The sequence below is a fragment of the Wolbachia endosymbiont of Dactylopius coccus genome (assembly GCF_977011065.1).
On record NZ_OZ347065.1, the window covers coordinates 1039740 to 1054272 of the forward strand.

Genomic DNA, 14533 nt, shown 5'->3' on the forward strand with positions numbered 1-14533 from the left:
AAAATTTAATTAATTTTATTATTCCTCAGCCTTTTTAGGTAGCACTGAACTTCATCGTTAATCTGATTACTAAACAGTATAAGCGCTGTCATGTTGATGAGAGCTAAACAAGAGAACAAAGTTCCACCGATATTGGCAATAGCCATTATATCTTTAGAAAGACCAGAAAAAAACGCTACAATTATTACTGCTATGCGGTATATCACTATACTTTTTGCACCGAATAAATATAGCCACCCCATTTCACAACAATATACAAATGAAATTACCGAAGAAAATGCAAACAAAGGTGCAGCTATGGTTAAAAGTATAGGAAACCATGGAGAAACTGTCTCAAATGCCTTTTGAGTAATTAATATCCCTTCACCAACACTAGTCTGGTATGCACCTGTTATTACTATTGTTATTCCTGTTAAACAGCAAATTAACATTGTGTCAAAGCATGGTTCTATCATAGCGACTAGTCCAGTTCTTACTGGTTCTTCATCTTTAGTTGTTGCATGAGTAATTGCAGCAGAGCCGACACCCGCTTCGCTGGCAAAGATTGCCCTTTGAATTCCAGCAACAAATGCTCCTACCATCCCTCCGCCAACAGCATTGAAATCTATCATAGTGGAAAATAATATTTTCAACGTATAACCAAGGTTATGAATATTAAATGCAATAATAATAATACAACTAAAGATATATATAAGTGACATAATAGGCACTAGTGCAGAAGATACTCTTGCTATCCTTTTAATTCCGCCAATAATCACTAGAGCAAGCAGCGCAGAAATTATGGAAGAAAGAAACCAAGAATGACCATCTACCCAACTTGAATAGCCAGATAATATGGAAACCATTTGGTTGGTTTGAAACGCTACACTTCCACCAAGACCTGATAATACAAAGAATACTGCATACATGGCAGCCAGCACAATACCAAGTTTTTTAAATCCAAATTCCTCCAGACCATTCCTTATATACTGAAAGGGACCACTAAACAATTGGTCCTGATCTTCTGTTCTATGTCTAAACGCCAACGTTACCTCAGCAAATTTTGCTGACATACCAAAAAAACCTGTAATCATCATCCAAGGCACCGCTCCTGGCCCTCCCATTGAAACTGCAATTGCGACTCCAGCAACAGTTCCAAGGCCTACTGTGCTTGAAAGTGCAGTCATAAATGCCTGAAAATGCGTAATATGACCATCATGGTGATTCGTGTCATATTTTCCACATAAAATAGCAAATGCATGCTTAAACATTCTTATGTTGAGAAATCCAAAACGTAATGTTAGAAACACATAACCAAAAACTAGTAGAAGGATTATAAATGGCACGTAAAGGATCTTGAAAAACAGTACTTCATTCATGAAATTATTTATTCCATTCAACACAGCATCATAACTTTCGTAAAAACCTGAAGCAGCGTACACATCATTAAACAATAGGCAAAATAACACCATACAAAGCAATCTATAAATCATGTTAATACCCTTTAGAATTGTAATAAGAATCTATTGTATTCAAAACTTCCCTTCTTAGTAGATATATTGCAACAGCATTTGGAATCATAAGGCACATAAACAAACTGTCACCTAGATAAGATATAAATTCTATATTTTTTGACATACAACTGATATACACTGAAACCACTATAAGAATTTGGAACGGTATCAGTATTTTTTTACTACCAAATAAATACAGCAGAGCAACTTCACAGTAGTAACAATAAGCTATTATTGTGGAAAATGCAAAGGAAAACATCATTAGCGGAAAAACTAACTTGCTGAACAAGGGCAAAGCTGTTGAAAATACCGAACTAATTAGTGTAATATCACCCACGTTATCAGTGCTGTGCATACCAGTGATAATTATCACGATACCAGTCAAAAATGAGATTAATATTGTGTCTATCAGTGGTGCAATCATTGCAACGCACCCAACTTTAATTGGATCTTCTTCTTTTACAGCTGAATGTGCTATAGCTGCTGTTCCGGTACCTGCTTCGTTAGCAAACACTGATCTTCTCACTCCGGCTATTAATCCGCTCAATACTCCGCTTCCTATAGCTGATTTATTGAAGATGTCTTGGAATATTATGGATAGAGCATTCAGCAAATTACTTCCGTTTACATAAATTAAATATATACACATACCCACATATAGCACTATCATAATTGGTGCTAATACCAATTCTCATTGTTGTGCAGTCAAATAGGATACATAGCAGAGTTGTTTAATTGTGGAGTAGGTAAGAGAAGTAATAAATTTACACAAAGCACTCTCAAGCAAAGCAATAGTATCGTATATTTTATTGCGCAAAATGTTCTGTTTTACATACAACCAAAGCCTCTCGACAGTCAGGTGAATATGGAGGTAGGTATATAATCTCAATATTTTTAGGTACCTTTAAATTTTTTGACTTATGCCAACTAGCACAGTCCATAACGAGAAAAGCCTTTCGTGTCCCCAGATATTGCGACATTTGCTCAAGAAATACATTCATGCAATCAGTATTAACGTTTGGTGCAAGCAAACTGGAACTTTCTCCATTTTCAGGGTTAACTGCACTGTAAAGATAAAAATTATGCCTACCTAATTTTATTTTAACCCGAGTCCTAGTGCCTTTTTTAAACCACCCGTGTCCAACTTTTGAATGTGTGCCAAACCGCGATTCATCGAAGAAAAACAGCTCTTTTTCAGGATACTTGCCAATAACTTCGTTGAGATTTTTTTTTGAATTCCTCTTGTTTTCTTTTATCTTGTACATTGTGTACTGGTCTTGGTGTAATATAAGAGAATTTCATCTTTTGCATATAGCGGTGTACTGTAGATTTGCTAATATTTAAGCCGAACTTTTCCTGGATTCTTATTCTCATTTCTTTAATGGTAATATTAGGATTTTCTCCTACCCATGCTTCAACTTGCTGTAGTTGAGCCTGATTTAATTTAGTTTTTCTACGCCGTTGTGGAGGAGCAAACAATTTTTCTTCTCTGCCTAATTTCAAGAGTTTTATCCACGAAGTTAGTGCGCTTCTTGAAATGCAATATATTTTTGCTACAGCCGTTATACTATGCTTTTTTGCTGCAATTACAGCATTTAGTTTTTTTGCAACATATGCATTGTTCCTTACTTTCTTCAGCATTTTTTTTGCTGATTTTACTACTTCTTCATCCAATAATTTTGATCTTAGTGCCATTTATACCTCAACTATTTTACTTACTTCATTATGGCTTTTCTTCCATTGTTGTCCATCTGTTTGCCGTGTAATGGGAATTGGTATAAGCTCGTTGAAACGAAAGCAATGCGCTTTATTCCTCCCAATATTACAATAAAGACAAGCAGGGATATAATAATGGATGCGTTGTATTCTAGGAGGTTATTTGATAGTGCTGCTATTTGATTTGCTTGAAATGGTATACCGCCCAAAATCATTGCAATAAGTAGCATAATCGCATAAGTGAAGGCAAGAAATCTACCAGTTTTTGCAAATCCAATCTTTGCAAGCCCGTATTCCATGTAATAAAAAGCACCACCAGTTGTATTTTCAGAGCGATAAGTGAATGCAAGCACCACCTCGGCAAACTTTATCGACATACCAAGTATTCCGGTAATTACCATCCAAAAAACTGCACTTGGCCCCCTATTGTGATAGCTATTGCAACTCCTGATATTGTTCCAAGACCAACTGTTCCTGAAATTACTGTTGCAAACGCTTGAATATGAGTGATTATGCCATTGTTGCTGTTATTACACTTTAGATTGAATAGTGTCTGTATTCCATATTTAAGTAACCTAAAGTTAATGAATTTGAACTGGGCAGTACAAAAGATTCCAGTTGCAATTACCCAAATAATTATAAATGGAATGTTGAATATCTTTATATACAGAAATGAATTTAATAGTTCACTTATCTTCAAAATCATGCAGTTTTCTATTTTTTGTTAGCTAACGAGTTTTATATGTAAAATATATATAAAACCCAATGCTTATTGGAATAGTAAGCGTATACACTATACCTAAAATTGGTAGAGTCATCCAGGGCTTACTGATGAAAAATACAATAAGTACTCCAAAAAATGACACAAATATATAGGATAGGCTTTTGGGAATATAAATATACTTTGCGGAGAAAGTTGGAATGTGACTTATCGAAAAAAATGAAATGGCCAAAAAGTAACAAGCTACGTTTCTTGTGTTAAAAAATCGCTCTATGAGAAGTAAGTATTCACTCTCATGAGATTGAAAGGTAATAATTATTGGTAACAAAGAAAGTAAAGCACACACTGGAGCTGGAACACCAGAAAAGAAAAATTTTTCCCAATGTGATTGTTCTGAGTGTAGCGAAACATTGAATCTTGCAAGTCTTATTGATATGCAGATTACGTATATCATTACTAAAATCCAACCTATGACTTTGATTTCGTTTAGCTTCCAAAAATACAAAAGAAATGCAGGCGCTGCACCAAAATTTAGAAAATCTGCAAAAGAATCAAGCTGGGCTCCAAAATCGCTAGTTGATTTTAGAATTCTAGCTATTCTGCCATCCATTCCATCTATTATTGCTGCAATGATGATAAAAATTACTGAGAATTCCCATTGTTCATTAAATGTAAATTTAAGTGAAGTGAGACCAGAACATAAACCCAATAAAGTTATAAAGTTTGGGAATAATTTAGTAATAGGTAAGAATCTACTGTTACTTCCATCGTTATTCATATAACGTCAAAAGTAAGCTTCTCTTGAACGTTTTCCTTATTTAAGTTTGCTATAATTGTTTCACCACCAATAACAGTTTGCCCTTCTGAAACTCTTACTTCTATATCAGCAGGAACATAAATATTTACTCTACTGCCAAATCTTATAATTCCAAACCTTTCACCTGTTTTTACGTTCTGGGATACTCCTAAATTACAAACGATACGACGTGCAATTAATCCAGCTATTTGCTCCACAATAATTTCTTTTCCCTTTTCGTATTCAATCACAATAACCTGCTTTTCATTTTCATTACTAGACCTATTGCTCATTGCGGATACAAACTTGCCTTTTTTATAACTCATTTCCTTTATCGTACCAGATATTGGTATACGGTTCACATGGACGTTCAAAACACTTAAAAATATGCTAACAAGCGTAAACTTCTTCTCTTCTCCATTTTCTGCCGATAAAGGATAATTAACTTCTTCAATTTTTGAAATCACACCATCAGCAGGACTTAATATAAGATCCTTATTGTTTGGCACAGCTCTTGCTGGATCGCGAAAGAAATAAGTACACAATAATGTCGGAAACAAGCACGTAACACCAAACCCCCAAGATATAGAGAATGCTATACACGTTACTATAAAGGAAACTACTATAAATGAATAACCTTCCCTATTTATATTAGGTAAACCAAAACACATAATCTTATTAACAATAATCTACTATTAACAACTTATCATCTATCACTCTTCATGAAAAGCTTTTTTTAACTGCTTCAGCAAAGTCCTCTTGATACAAGGTAACATTACAGATTAGCACACACCGTCATACTGTAACAACCCATCCAACACAAACTAAGTTTAGATCAGAACACGGATTCTTCTAAAAGTTGCTCACTATCCTCGTCTATTATAATAGAATTATCATGACTTCTGAGTAAATCTCTGATTTTTGTTTCTATTTCATTTGCGACTTCTTTGTTTGTTTTTAGGTAAGTTTTTACATTCTCTCTTCCTTGTCCAAGGCGTGTGTTGTTATATGAATAGTAAGCGCCTGCTTTTTCAAGCACACCAAGCTTTGCTCCCATATCTATTATTTCTCCGAGTTTTGATATACCTTCATTGTACATTATATCAAATTTCGCTTCTCTAAACGGAGGAGCAACTTTATTTTTTACAACTTTAACTCTTGTTTCATTGCCTGTAATATTTTCTTTGTCTTTTATTGTACCAACCTTTCTTATATCAAGCCTTATAGAAGTATAGAATTTTAATGCATTTCCACCCGTGGTAGTTTCAGGATTTCCATACACTACTCCTATTTTCATACGAATTTGATTAATAAATATCAATATACAGTTCGCTTTTGAAACGGCAGAGGTTAGCTTTCGTAGCCCGTGACTTAGAAGCCTTGCTTGCAGCCCCATATGTTGATCACCCATATCACCTTCAATTTCAGCTCTTGGAGTTAATGCTGCGACAGAGTCAATAACTATCACATCAACCGCACCAGAACACACTAAATACTCAACAATATGCAACGCCTGCTCTCCAGTGTCTGGTTGTGAAATCACTAAATCATCAGTGCTTACCCCAAGTTTACGAGCATATAAGACATCCAATGCATGTTCTGCATCGATAAATGCGCATGATCCTCCTTTTTTTTGTGCTTCAGCAATCACGTGCAAGGCAAGAGTGGTTTTACCAGAACTCTCGGGGCCAAATATTTCAATTATACGCCCTTTTGGCAGACCTCCAACACCTAGAGCCGAATCAAGCGCAATTGATCCTGTGGATATTGTGTCTATTTTTTCTACAGGGTTTTGCTTCAACTTCATTATTGCACCTTTACCGAATGCTTTTTCAATTTGGCTTATTGCATTATCTAATGCTTTTTGCTTATCATTACTTCTTTCTTCTAAGTTGTTTGCCATGGATCATTTATTAACTTGTATAACTTCCATGATAATCGAACGTGAACAACCTGCCAAGGGTTTTTTAATAACGAAGAACGTTATCGTAGAAAAATTAGCTACCTAAATTATATTAAGATAGAAAGTTAGATAGACTCTGCAGTGCGATACAAAATAACGATAGAATACAATGGTAGTAGTTTCTCTGGCTGGCAGAAGCAGCAACACTCTGCTAACTCAATCCAGGAGAAGATAGAAAATGCTATATTTAATTTTAGTGGTGAGAAAGTTACTTTGTACTGCGGTGGCAGGACTGATGCAGGGGTTCATGCTTTAGGACAAGTTGCTCATTTTGATATGGAAAAGGAATTTGAGCTTTATAGAATAAGAAACGCAATAAATTATCATTTAAAATCAATTCCCATAGTCGTGCTTAATGCAGAAGTTGTAGATGATGCGTTTCACGCACGGTTTTCAGCAAAAAGAAGATATTACGAATACAGAATAGTTAATCGCTATGCTCCTGCCGCTCTGGAGACAGGTTATGTATGGCAAGTGTTTAATCCACTTGATGTAAATATTATGCGTGAAGCTGCTAAACATCTACTTGGAAAACATGACCTTTCAAGTTTTCGTTCAAAAGATTGTCAAGCTGCAAATCCGATAAGAACAATTGATGATATCGATGTAATACAAAACGGGAGCCATATACACATCAAAATATCTGCTATTTCCTTTTTACATAACCAAGTGAGGATTATTGTGGGTACTTTAGTTGAATTTGGAAAAAATAGAACCAATCCGCAAGAAATGCTAAATATATTAAACCAATGCAAAAGAAATGCAGCTGGAGTTACTGCACCACCTTTTGGCTTATATTTGGTAAAGATAGATTACTAATTTAATAAAAAGTAACATGCTTAGTGAAATAAGTGTCATACCGCCACGGTATCTCCAGATCCTGCTAACAAGAAGCGGGATGACAAGTTTAAGTTCTCATTGGCATCACTACATATAATACACTTGAATCGTCTTCATCAGTGATAATTGTAGCACTATCACCATCGGCTAAGCTAAACTTACATTTATTTTTTATGCAGGATAGAACATCAAGCAAATAACGCGAGTTAAACCCTATTTCTATAGGAGCTTCATTGTAGTCCACTTCTATGGATTCAGTTGCATCACTGCACTCTTGAGAGTTTGAATGCAGAGTCAGCAGCTTTTCTTGTAGTGAGAATTTAATGGATTTTACTTTATCAGATACAACAACGGAAACTCGATCTATAACATCTGAAAGTTTTTTACTTTCAATAATCATATGCTTGTCTTGAGATGCTGGAATAACTGCTTTATAATTTGGAAAAGTTCCATCTATTAATTTTGATATTAGAATATATTCACCGCATGTAAACTTGATTTTTCTGTCTGAGAGTTTTACATTAATTTCATTACAATCGTCCAATATTTTTAACAGCTCCATAACAGTTTTACGTGGAATGATCACACCAAATTCGTCATTGATGTTCCCAGGCTTTGGTCTCTTTATACATGATAAACGGTGACCATCAGTTGCAACGCAGTACAGAAACTGCTCGTCTGTATGTAGATATATTCCATTTAAATTATACCTTGTATCATCTAGCGATACAGCAAATTTTGTTTTAGTTAATAAGTCTATCAGGTCCGTATTTAGTAGAATAAAATCATGTTTATAATTGTCTTCTTCAAGAGCAGGAAAGCTGCTTGAAACCACATTCGGTAAAGAAAAGTTTGCATTTCCGCAAGACATCAATAATTTTCTTTGGTTGTTTACTTCAAAATTGACACCCAAATCGGCGGGTAACTTCTTCACTATGTCATGTAAAGTATGCGCTGAAATTTTTACTTCTCCTTCTGTTAATACGGTTGCAGCAAGTGAGGCAAACATTGAAATGTCAAGATCAGTTGCCATTAATTTTATGCTGCCGTGTTGTGCTTTGATATTTATACACGCCAAAACATCTATTGCATTACGCCTTTCAACCACTCCACTTACTCTGGATAATGTATTTAAAAGACTTGTGCGGCTCACGCTAAAACGCATCTGCTCACACACAGAATTTTGCTTTTTGATTTCTGTATCTACACCTGCAACCTCTGACATTACTAACTCTCAAAAATATATTTTAAATGATATCCGCATTCCATATAAAGTAAAGTGCTATTCATTGAAAGAGTAGTCTAGTTTATACTATAGCTGGATATTCTGTTACAATGATTTACTTTGTATGGCATAAATCATGCATTTTTTGATACGCTTTTTGAAAACCAAGTAGGGAATAAGTATCATCAATGGTTACTGTTTTTGCTTTTCCATTCACTACCATTGATAATCCCTGCTTCATTTTTAGAATGAGATCTTGATCTATTTTTGTATGCTCTGCCCACGCAAAACTTCCCTGTATTATAGGCAGTGTATATTTAATTTTTTTGTCGATATTGAGAGCTACAGGCTCCTTATCATACTGAAAACCAGAGGTAACGCTTACCTCATCTGCTTTTCTATCAACATAACTGACCATTACATACGGCTTGCGATTGGTTGTATAATGCTCGCTTTTTTTTTAGGATAGGATACAATATAACATACTTTCTCTCCATCTTCTGATGCAGTATATACAAGCCAATCTTTATATTTTTCCTTCAATTGCACATCACTAACTGATGCAAAAGCGCCTATTGAAAAAAATATTAGAAATATAAAAAAACTACGCATGCAAACCAAATTTCAAACTTTCTGATTGTATATATTGTTTTACCTTAGCCATCGCCTGCTCAGCCAACTGTCTTATTCTTTCTCTTGAAACACAATATTTTTTACTAAGTTCATCCAGAGTTTGAGTGTTTTCGCACAAGTATCTACTAATAAAAATGTCTCTTGCCCTTTCGTTAAGGCTCGCTAGTGCATTGTTTAAAATTGTTTCTTTTAATTCTTTCTCTTCATGATTCTGATAGGTTACTTCTTGACTGACCAAGTTACATGGGATCATATCTTGCAACTCCCTTTTAGAGTCATCACCTATTTTTATGCAATCATTTAGCGACTGATCCTTACAAGCCAAACGGTAATTCATCTGTATAACGTCTCCTTCGGATACAGAAAGCTCATTAGATATTGCTTTTATTTCTTCATTATTTAAAGTTTCTCTGTTTGTATACTGTAAAATTCTTTTTTTTATTTTACGTAAACTAAAAAATAGTCTTCTTTGTGCTTGCGTTGTGCCTATTTTCACGAACGACCAAGATTTCAATATAAAGTCTTTTATTGAAGCTTCAATCCACCACACTGCATAAGTTGAAAAACGAAATCCTAAATCAGGATTAAACTTTTTTACTGCATGCATTAAACCCATATTCCCTTCCATGACCAGGTCCATCAACAATAGTCCATAATTTTTGAATTTCATTGCAATTTTCACTACCAAATTCAAATGGCTGGTAATCAATTTATGAGCAGAAGAAATATCCTTATATTGGTTCCAATTTTTTGCTAATCGTACCTCTTCCTCTTGAGACAGCATAGGAAATTTTTGCACTCTAGCAATATATTGCATGAGATTGGTTCTGTTATCAACACATAAGCTTGCCATTGGGGTCAACATAACAACTTAAATTAAAACTTCATATATATAATATATTGATTTTCCAGCAAAAATTCAAGCTTTGATTTGAAAAAAAGTACAAACCTTCTATCTAATTGGGATCTTAAAGACGATAAGCCCCAACATCAGCTACCTGAACACTATATATGACATCCTGCCAGCGCGTAATGATGAACATTATAATTTAAATACATAGTAAGTGGTGTTATTCCAGTGCCTTGCTTCTGCGTCATACCGCCACGGTATCTCAGCAGATCCCGCTAACAAGCAGCGGGATGACGGTTGTCAGGGCCAGCGCCCCTATGATGTCATCCCAGTGCTTGACACTGGGATCCAGTTTTTAATTTAACGTAATCAAGAACGTTGTAACCACTTTCTATGTTAGTTTACAAGCAAACTTTCCTGGATCCCAGTGTCAGCTACTCGGATGACACCCTACTAGCAGAAGTTACTCTCAAATGTTTGTTCATGTTAGCTACAAACATTAAGAAATTTACTAAATGAAAAAAAAGGCAAAAGAAGCCCTGGTCATTGTCTATTTTCAGTATCGGCATTCTTTAAGTCTTAAACACTGCAATTTAGCTGCTTTTAAGTGCAACTAACTTAAGCTATAAATGTTTAAGAAATTTACTAAGCAGAAAAAAAGGCAAAAGAAATCCCGTGTTAGCTAGTTGTCACTCTCTAATCCTGCAAATTGGCGTACTATACTGTCTTAAACGACTTATAAGCGCGTTTCAGCTTATATAGGTAAAAACCCAGAAATGTTGTGAAGACATAAGGTGCACATAGTGCAAAAAATTAAAAATAAGACGCCAACTACGTTGTTTTCTTGCTGTTTAATCTGCACAGATGAAGATAACTGAATACCTTCAGTTTCATGATAAGGGGGCTGGCGGAGTTTGTAAAGTAGTTTTGCATTGTGAAAGCAATTATCACAAAAATCCTATATCACCGGTCATGAATACGTTATTTGCCCATTCGATTAATAACTTCCCTCCTGGTAAATTTACTGAAGTCTGTTGGACAGTCAGATATCCACGTAGTGTGGATGTAACAAGTGCTGCACAGGCTGCACTACCGCATGATGCAGTAATGCCTGTACCTCTTTCCCAAACTCTTAAAGCTATTTCTCCAGACTTTTCAACTTGTGCAATACTAACATTAATTTTCTGAGGAAATAGTACGTGATTTTCTAGCTTTGGTCCTAAATTTCGCAATGGTATTTCACTTATGTTATCAACAAAAAAAACTATATGAGGGTTACCAATATTTACTGCAACAGGATCTTTTAGCATTTCAAGCTCTATAGGTAAGTGAAGAGTGTCACACTCAGTAGACAAGGGAATTTCATGCCATTTTAGCAAAGGTTTGCCCATGTTAACCTTTATGGATTTATCACCCACTTTAAAACACTCTAAAATGCGTTTGTTTACCAGCTCAATAGTGATATACTCAGTACCTTTTTCTGACATTATCAAATATCCAACACAGCGTGCTGCGTTTCCGCACATTTCAGCTCGACTGCCATCAGCATTATAGATATGCATAAAACAGTCTGCAGCATTAGACATTGTTATAATTATCACTTGATCACAACTGCTTTGATCAGCAATTTGTCTATGGTTCCAGTCTAAATTGTTTGTTGAACGTGAGTCTATGATAACGAAGTTGTTACCAGTGCCGTGCATTTTGATAAAATTTTCAGGACCTTGGCCACTCATCATAAAAAAATATTTCTTCTATTGGTCTCCTTTTTTTCTTACTTGTTTCAGCGCCCTCTTCTTCGTAACCAACCGCTATCACTGACATTACATTAAAATCATCGGATATGTTGAATTTTTCTACTATTTTATCTCTATCAAATCCACCCATTTGATGAGCCATTAAGTTCACAGATGCAGCCTGTAGCATAAGTGCATAATTTGCTGCACCAGTATCATGACTAGCCCAAAGATTTTCACCTTTGTCAGATTTACGGAAATTCTTAGCGCTTAGAGATATAATTAGTATTTGTGCATCTTTTGCCCATTTTTGATTAGATTCATCAAGGCAATTTAGCAGCTTTTCCCATGCGCTTTGATTGTTCTGTTTGTTGCATATTACGTATCTCCAGGGTTCATCACCAAAACATGAGGGAGTCAGCCTTACAGCTTCCATTAAAATATCCATGTCTTCCTGAGATATTGCTCTTGTAGGATCGTATGAACGTCCGCTGTGTCTTGCTTTCATCAACGATAATAGATCTTGTTTACTCATCATTTTTAATTTAATAGTGCATAAATAATTCATTGTAGCACAATATAAGCAAAATTTAAATTGCAAAACCTCTCATACACATATATTACATTTAATAAGTTATTTTTATTGGGAAGGTATGTTTATAACACAATCTAGCAGCAGATCAACACTGGCTGAAATATTGTCTTGCGTTTTACTTTTATTCTTGATGGCTCAAATAAGTATACCATTGCAGCCTGTGCCTATCACATTGCAAACTTTAGGAGTAATGCTTATTGGGCTTAAATTTAACCGCAGAACAGCATTCTATTCTGTGCTTACATATCTATCACTTGGTGCAGCAGGATTGCCTGTTCTTGCAAATTTTTCTGGTGGTTATCACGCTCTCCTTGGACCAACAGGTGGATATTTAATTGGCTGTTTAGCTGCTGTTATGGTAATGAGCAAAGTAAATGAATTACTGAACTCTAAGTATAAATCATTTGTATGTAATTCTTTAAGTTGTCTGGCTGGTACAGTTATAATCTTTATTTGTGGTGTTAGTTGGCTTGCTGTTTACTTGGGTCTAGAACAAGCAATAATGGTGGGTGTTTTACCATTTATCCTTCCTGGTTTGGTAAAAATTTTTCTACTTGTGGCAGTTTTGCAGTACTTAAAAAAGTGATAAGGTTTCGTCCTCATCATTTCATGTGCACTCTTGCATTTCAAGGGTATGGGTATTCTCATGGTTTTGTAGAAAATTACAAAAAGATAGCAAGTAAAGTAATCAGTGATCCTAATGCTCAAATCGAAGTAGTTGATAGCCTTGACAGTATTTGTAGTGCCTGCCCAAATCAGACTAAACAAGGTAAATGCACCAAACAAGCTAAAGTTTTAGAGCTAGATAGAAGACATAAGGAGGTTTTAGGGATAAAAGTTGGGGAGATTTTAACCTGGAATGAAGCAGTAAAAAGAATTAGAGAAAAAATGTCTTTAGAGAAATTCGACTACGCATGTGAGGGGTGTAATTGGCAGAAATATGGAATGTGCAGAAGCGCCCTTTTGAACTCACTCTAAATAGTGTCAGCCAATTAATAATATCTTTATTATTGTATGAGATAGGTAATTTAGCATTTATGAATTTGTAATGTGTTACGCATAGCTCAAAGAAATAAGGTTTACTGGTTACACGCTGCAGCCAATGCCACAACACTAGGATCTATGTTTGTCTGCATGTTAATTTGCGTTGTGATTTTATGGAGGTCTTCTGTTACCTATGCTAGTGAAAATTTGGAGATACAGAAGGCCTTTGATAGTGTTGTCAAGCATATAAAAGCTGATAAAAAATATAAAGATCTTGATGTTATCGAGAGAAAAAGTGACAAATTTAATATCAAAATTTCGCAGAATTCTGGCAAGAATTTTGACATATACTCTATTTTAAAAAAAGCAAAAGATTCCTTTGAGTTAGGAAATAATGAGACAGCTACTTCTCTCCTTAATCAGATCATCACAAAGTTTCCTTATCATAAAAATGCTTTAATTGGATTGGGAAATATTTATTACGCTAATAAAGAATACAAAAAAGCTGTAGAGATTTACACAAGACTGTTAAAAGAATACCCTAGTAACCCTTACATATTAAAAAATTTTCTGACGATAATCTCACAATATGATCCTGATCTGGCGTTGAGTGAAATGTTGAAATTGTATGATATACATAAAAATTATGCTCCTTTATTAGCAAATTTAGGTCTGATTTATATGAAAAAGGAGGATTATGTAAAAGGTAAAGAGTATATGACAACTGCTATTTCCCTTGATGAAAACAATATTTTTTATACCTATAATTTAGCTGTTATTCTAGATAAACTTTCAGATTTTAAAAATGCTACAATATTCTACTTAAAGTTGTTGAACATGGCTACAACTTCGAAAGATGTGAGTGAAAAAATACCTTTATACAAAGTGACAGAAAGACTAAAATTTATAAAACTCCACAGCACGCACCCAAAGATTTCATAAAAGCTTATAGCTTACCTAAATCTAATTTATCGTATCTGT

The 14533-nt window shown here is 34.9% G+C and carries 13 protein-coding genes and 4 pseudogenes; 5 read left to right on the top strand and 12 right to left on the bottom strand.

Features of this window, described 5'->3' with window-relative positions:
- Positions 1–5: 5 nt before the first annotated feature.
- The 7 genes and pseudogenes from ACWHVF_RS05540 to recA all read right to left on the bottom strand — a co-directional run bounded on the left by ACWHVF_RS05540 (position 6) and on the right by recA (position 6629).
- Complete coding sequence (locus ACWHVF_RS05540; protein WP_064125236.1) at positions 6–1472, bottom strand: alanine/glycine:cation symporter family protein; 1467 nt, start codon at positions 1470–1472, stop codon at positions 6–8.
- A gap of 1 nt (position 1473) precedes the next feature.
- A pseudogene (locus ACWHVF_RS05545) lies at positions 1474–2175 on the bottom strand (alanine:cation symporter family protein); the annotation flags it as partial.
- A gap of 9 nt (positions 2176–2184) precedes the next feature.
- Positions 2185–3188, bottom strand: a pseudogene (locus ACWHVF_RS05550) (IS630 family transposase).
- 83 nt (positions 3189–3271) lie between these two features.
- Positions 3272–3915, bottom strand: a pseudogene (locus tag ACWHVF_RS05555) (alanine:cation symporter family protein); the annotation flags it as partial.
- A gap of 22 nt (positions 3916–3937) precedes the next feature.
- A complete protein-coding gene (locus tag ACWHVF_RS05560) occupies positions 3938–4708 on the bottom strand; it encodes a CDP-alcohol phosphatidyltransferase family protein (protein ID WP_182319661.1) in 771 nt (256 codons plus the stop codon).
- A complete protein-coding gene (locus ACWHVF_RS05565; RefSeq protein WP_064125340.1) occupies positions 4705–5397 on the bottom strand; it encodes a phosphatidylserine decarboxylase in 693 nt (230 codons plus the stop codon). The genes ACWHVF_RS05560 and ACWHVF_RS05565 overlap by 4 nt, the downstream gene beginning before the upstream one ends.
- A 164-nt stretch (positions 5398–5561) precedes the next feature.
- Complete coding sequence (recA, locus tag ACWHVF_RS05570) at positions 5562–6629, bottom strand: recombinase RecA (protein WP_064125339.1); 1068 nt, start codon at positions 6627–6629, stop codon at positions 5562–5564.
- A 141-nt stretch (positions 6630–6770) separates the two neighbouring features.
- Here recA and truA point away from each other — a divergent pair, with 141 nt between their 5' ends.
- Entirely contained in the window at positions 6771–7508 is a 738-nt protein-coding gene (truA, locus tag ACWHVF_RS05575; protein WP_064125338.1) for a tRNA pseudouridine(38-40) synthase TruA, read from the top strand.
- Positions 7509–7596: 88 nt separating this feature from the next.
- On the opposite strand, the gene dnaN is transcribed toward truA, so the two are convergent.
- The 3 genes and pseudogenes from dnaN to ACWHVF_RS05590 all read right to left on the bottom strand — a co-directional run bounded on the left by dnaN (position 7597) and on the right by ACWHVF_RS05590 (position 10252).
- On the bottom strand, positions 7597–8754 hold the full coding sequence (dnaN, locus tag ACWHVF_RS05580; protein ID WP_064125337.1) for a DNA polymerase III subunit beta: 1158 nt from the start codon (positions 8752–8754) through the stop codon (positions 7597–7599).
- Positions 8755–8869: 115 nt separating this feature from the next.
- Positions 8870–9366: pseudogene (locus ACWHVF_RS05585) on the bottom strand (invasion associated locus B family protein).
- The gene (locus tag ACWHVF_RS05590; protein WP_064125336.1) at positions 9359–10252 is read right to left on the bottom strand and encodes an RNA polymerase factor sigma-32; all 894 of its coding nucleotides are present in this window, start codon (positions 10250–10252) and stop codon (positions 9359–9361) included. Before ACWHVF_RS05590 ends, ACWHVF_RS05585 begins: the two are co-directional and overlap by 8 nt.
- Positions 10253–10451: 199 nt before the next feature.
- On the opposite strand from ACWHVF_RS05590, the gene ACWHVF_RS05595 reads away from it, so the two are divergent.
- Complete coding sequence (locus ACWHVF_RS05595) at positions 10452–10601, top strand: hypothetical protein (protein WP_156488216.1); 150 nt, start codon at positions 10452–10454, stop codon at positions 10599–10601.
- Between the two features lie 583 nt (positions 10602–11184).
- Here ACWHVF_RS05595 and dapF read toward each other — a convergent pair.
- A complete protein-coding gene (gene dapF, locus ACWHVF_RS05600; protein WP_179945588.1) occupies positions 11185–11973 on the bottom strand; it encodes a diaminopimelate epimerase in 789 nt (262 codons plus the stop codon).
- The gene (locus ACWHVF_RS05605; protein WP_447933241.1) at positions 11954–12541 is read right to left on the bottom strand and encodes a nitroreductase family protein; all 588 of its coding nucleotides are present in this window, start codon (positions 12539–12541) and stop codon (positions 11954–11956) included. Before ACWHVF_RS05605 ends, dapF begins: the two co-directional genes overlap by 20 nt.
- An 85-nt stretch (positions 12542–12626) precedes the next feature.
- Between ACWHVF_RS05605 and ACWHVF_RS05610 the strand changes: the two genes are divergently transcribed.
- The 3 genes from ACWHVF_RS05610 (at position 12627) to ACWHVF_RS05620 (ending at position 14494) form a co-directional block, all read left to right on the top strand.
- Positions 12627–13154 (top strand): biotin transporter BioY, encoded by a 528-nt coding sequence (locus ACWHVF_RS05610; protein WP_447933242.1) that lies wholly within the window; start codon positions 12627–12629, stop codon positions 13152–13154.
- Positions 13151–13546 carry a DUF1284 domain-containing protein gene (locus ACWHVF_RS05615; RefSeq protein ID WP_064124750.1) on the top strand — a complete coding sequence of 132 codons (396 nt, stop codon included), beginning with the start codon at positions 13151–13153 and terminating at the stop codon, positions 13544–13546. Before ACWHVF_RS05610 ends, ACWHVF_RS05615 begins: the two co-directional genes overlap by 4 nt.
- A gap of 72 nt (positions 13547–13618) precedes the next feature.
- Positions 13619–14494: a tetratricopeptide repeat protein gene (locus ACWHVF_RS05620; RefSeq protein ID WP_447933243.1), complete on the top strand. Its 876-nt coding sequence runs from the start codon at positions 13619–13621 to the stop codon at positions 14492–14494.
- The last annotated feature ends 39 nt before the right edge of the window (positions 14495–14533 follow it).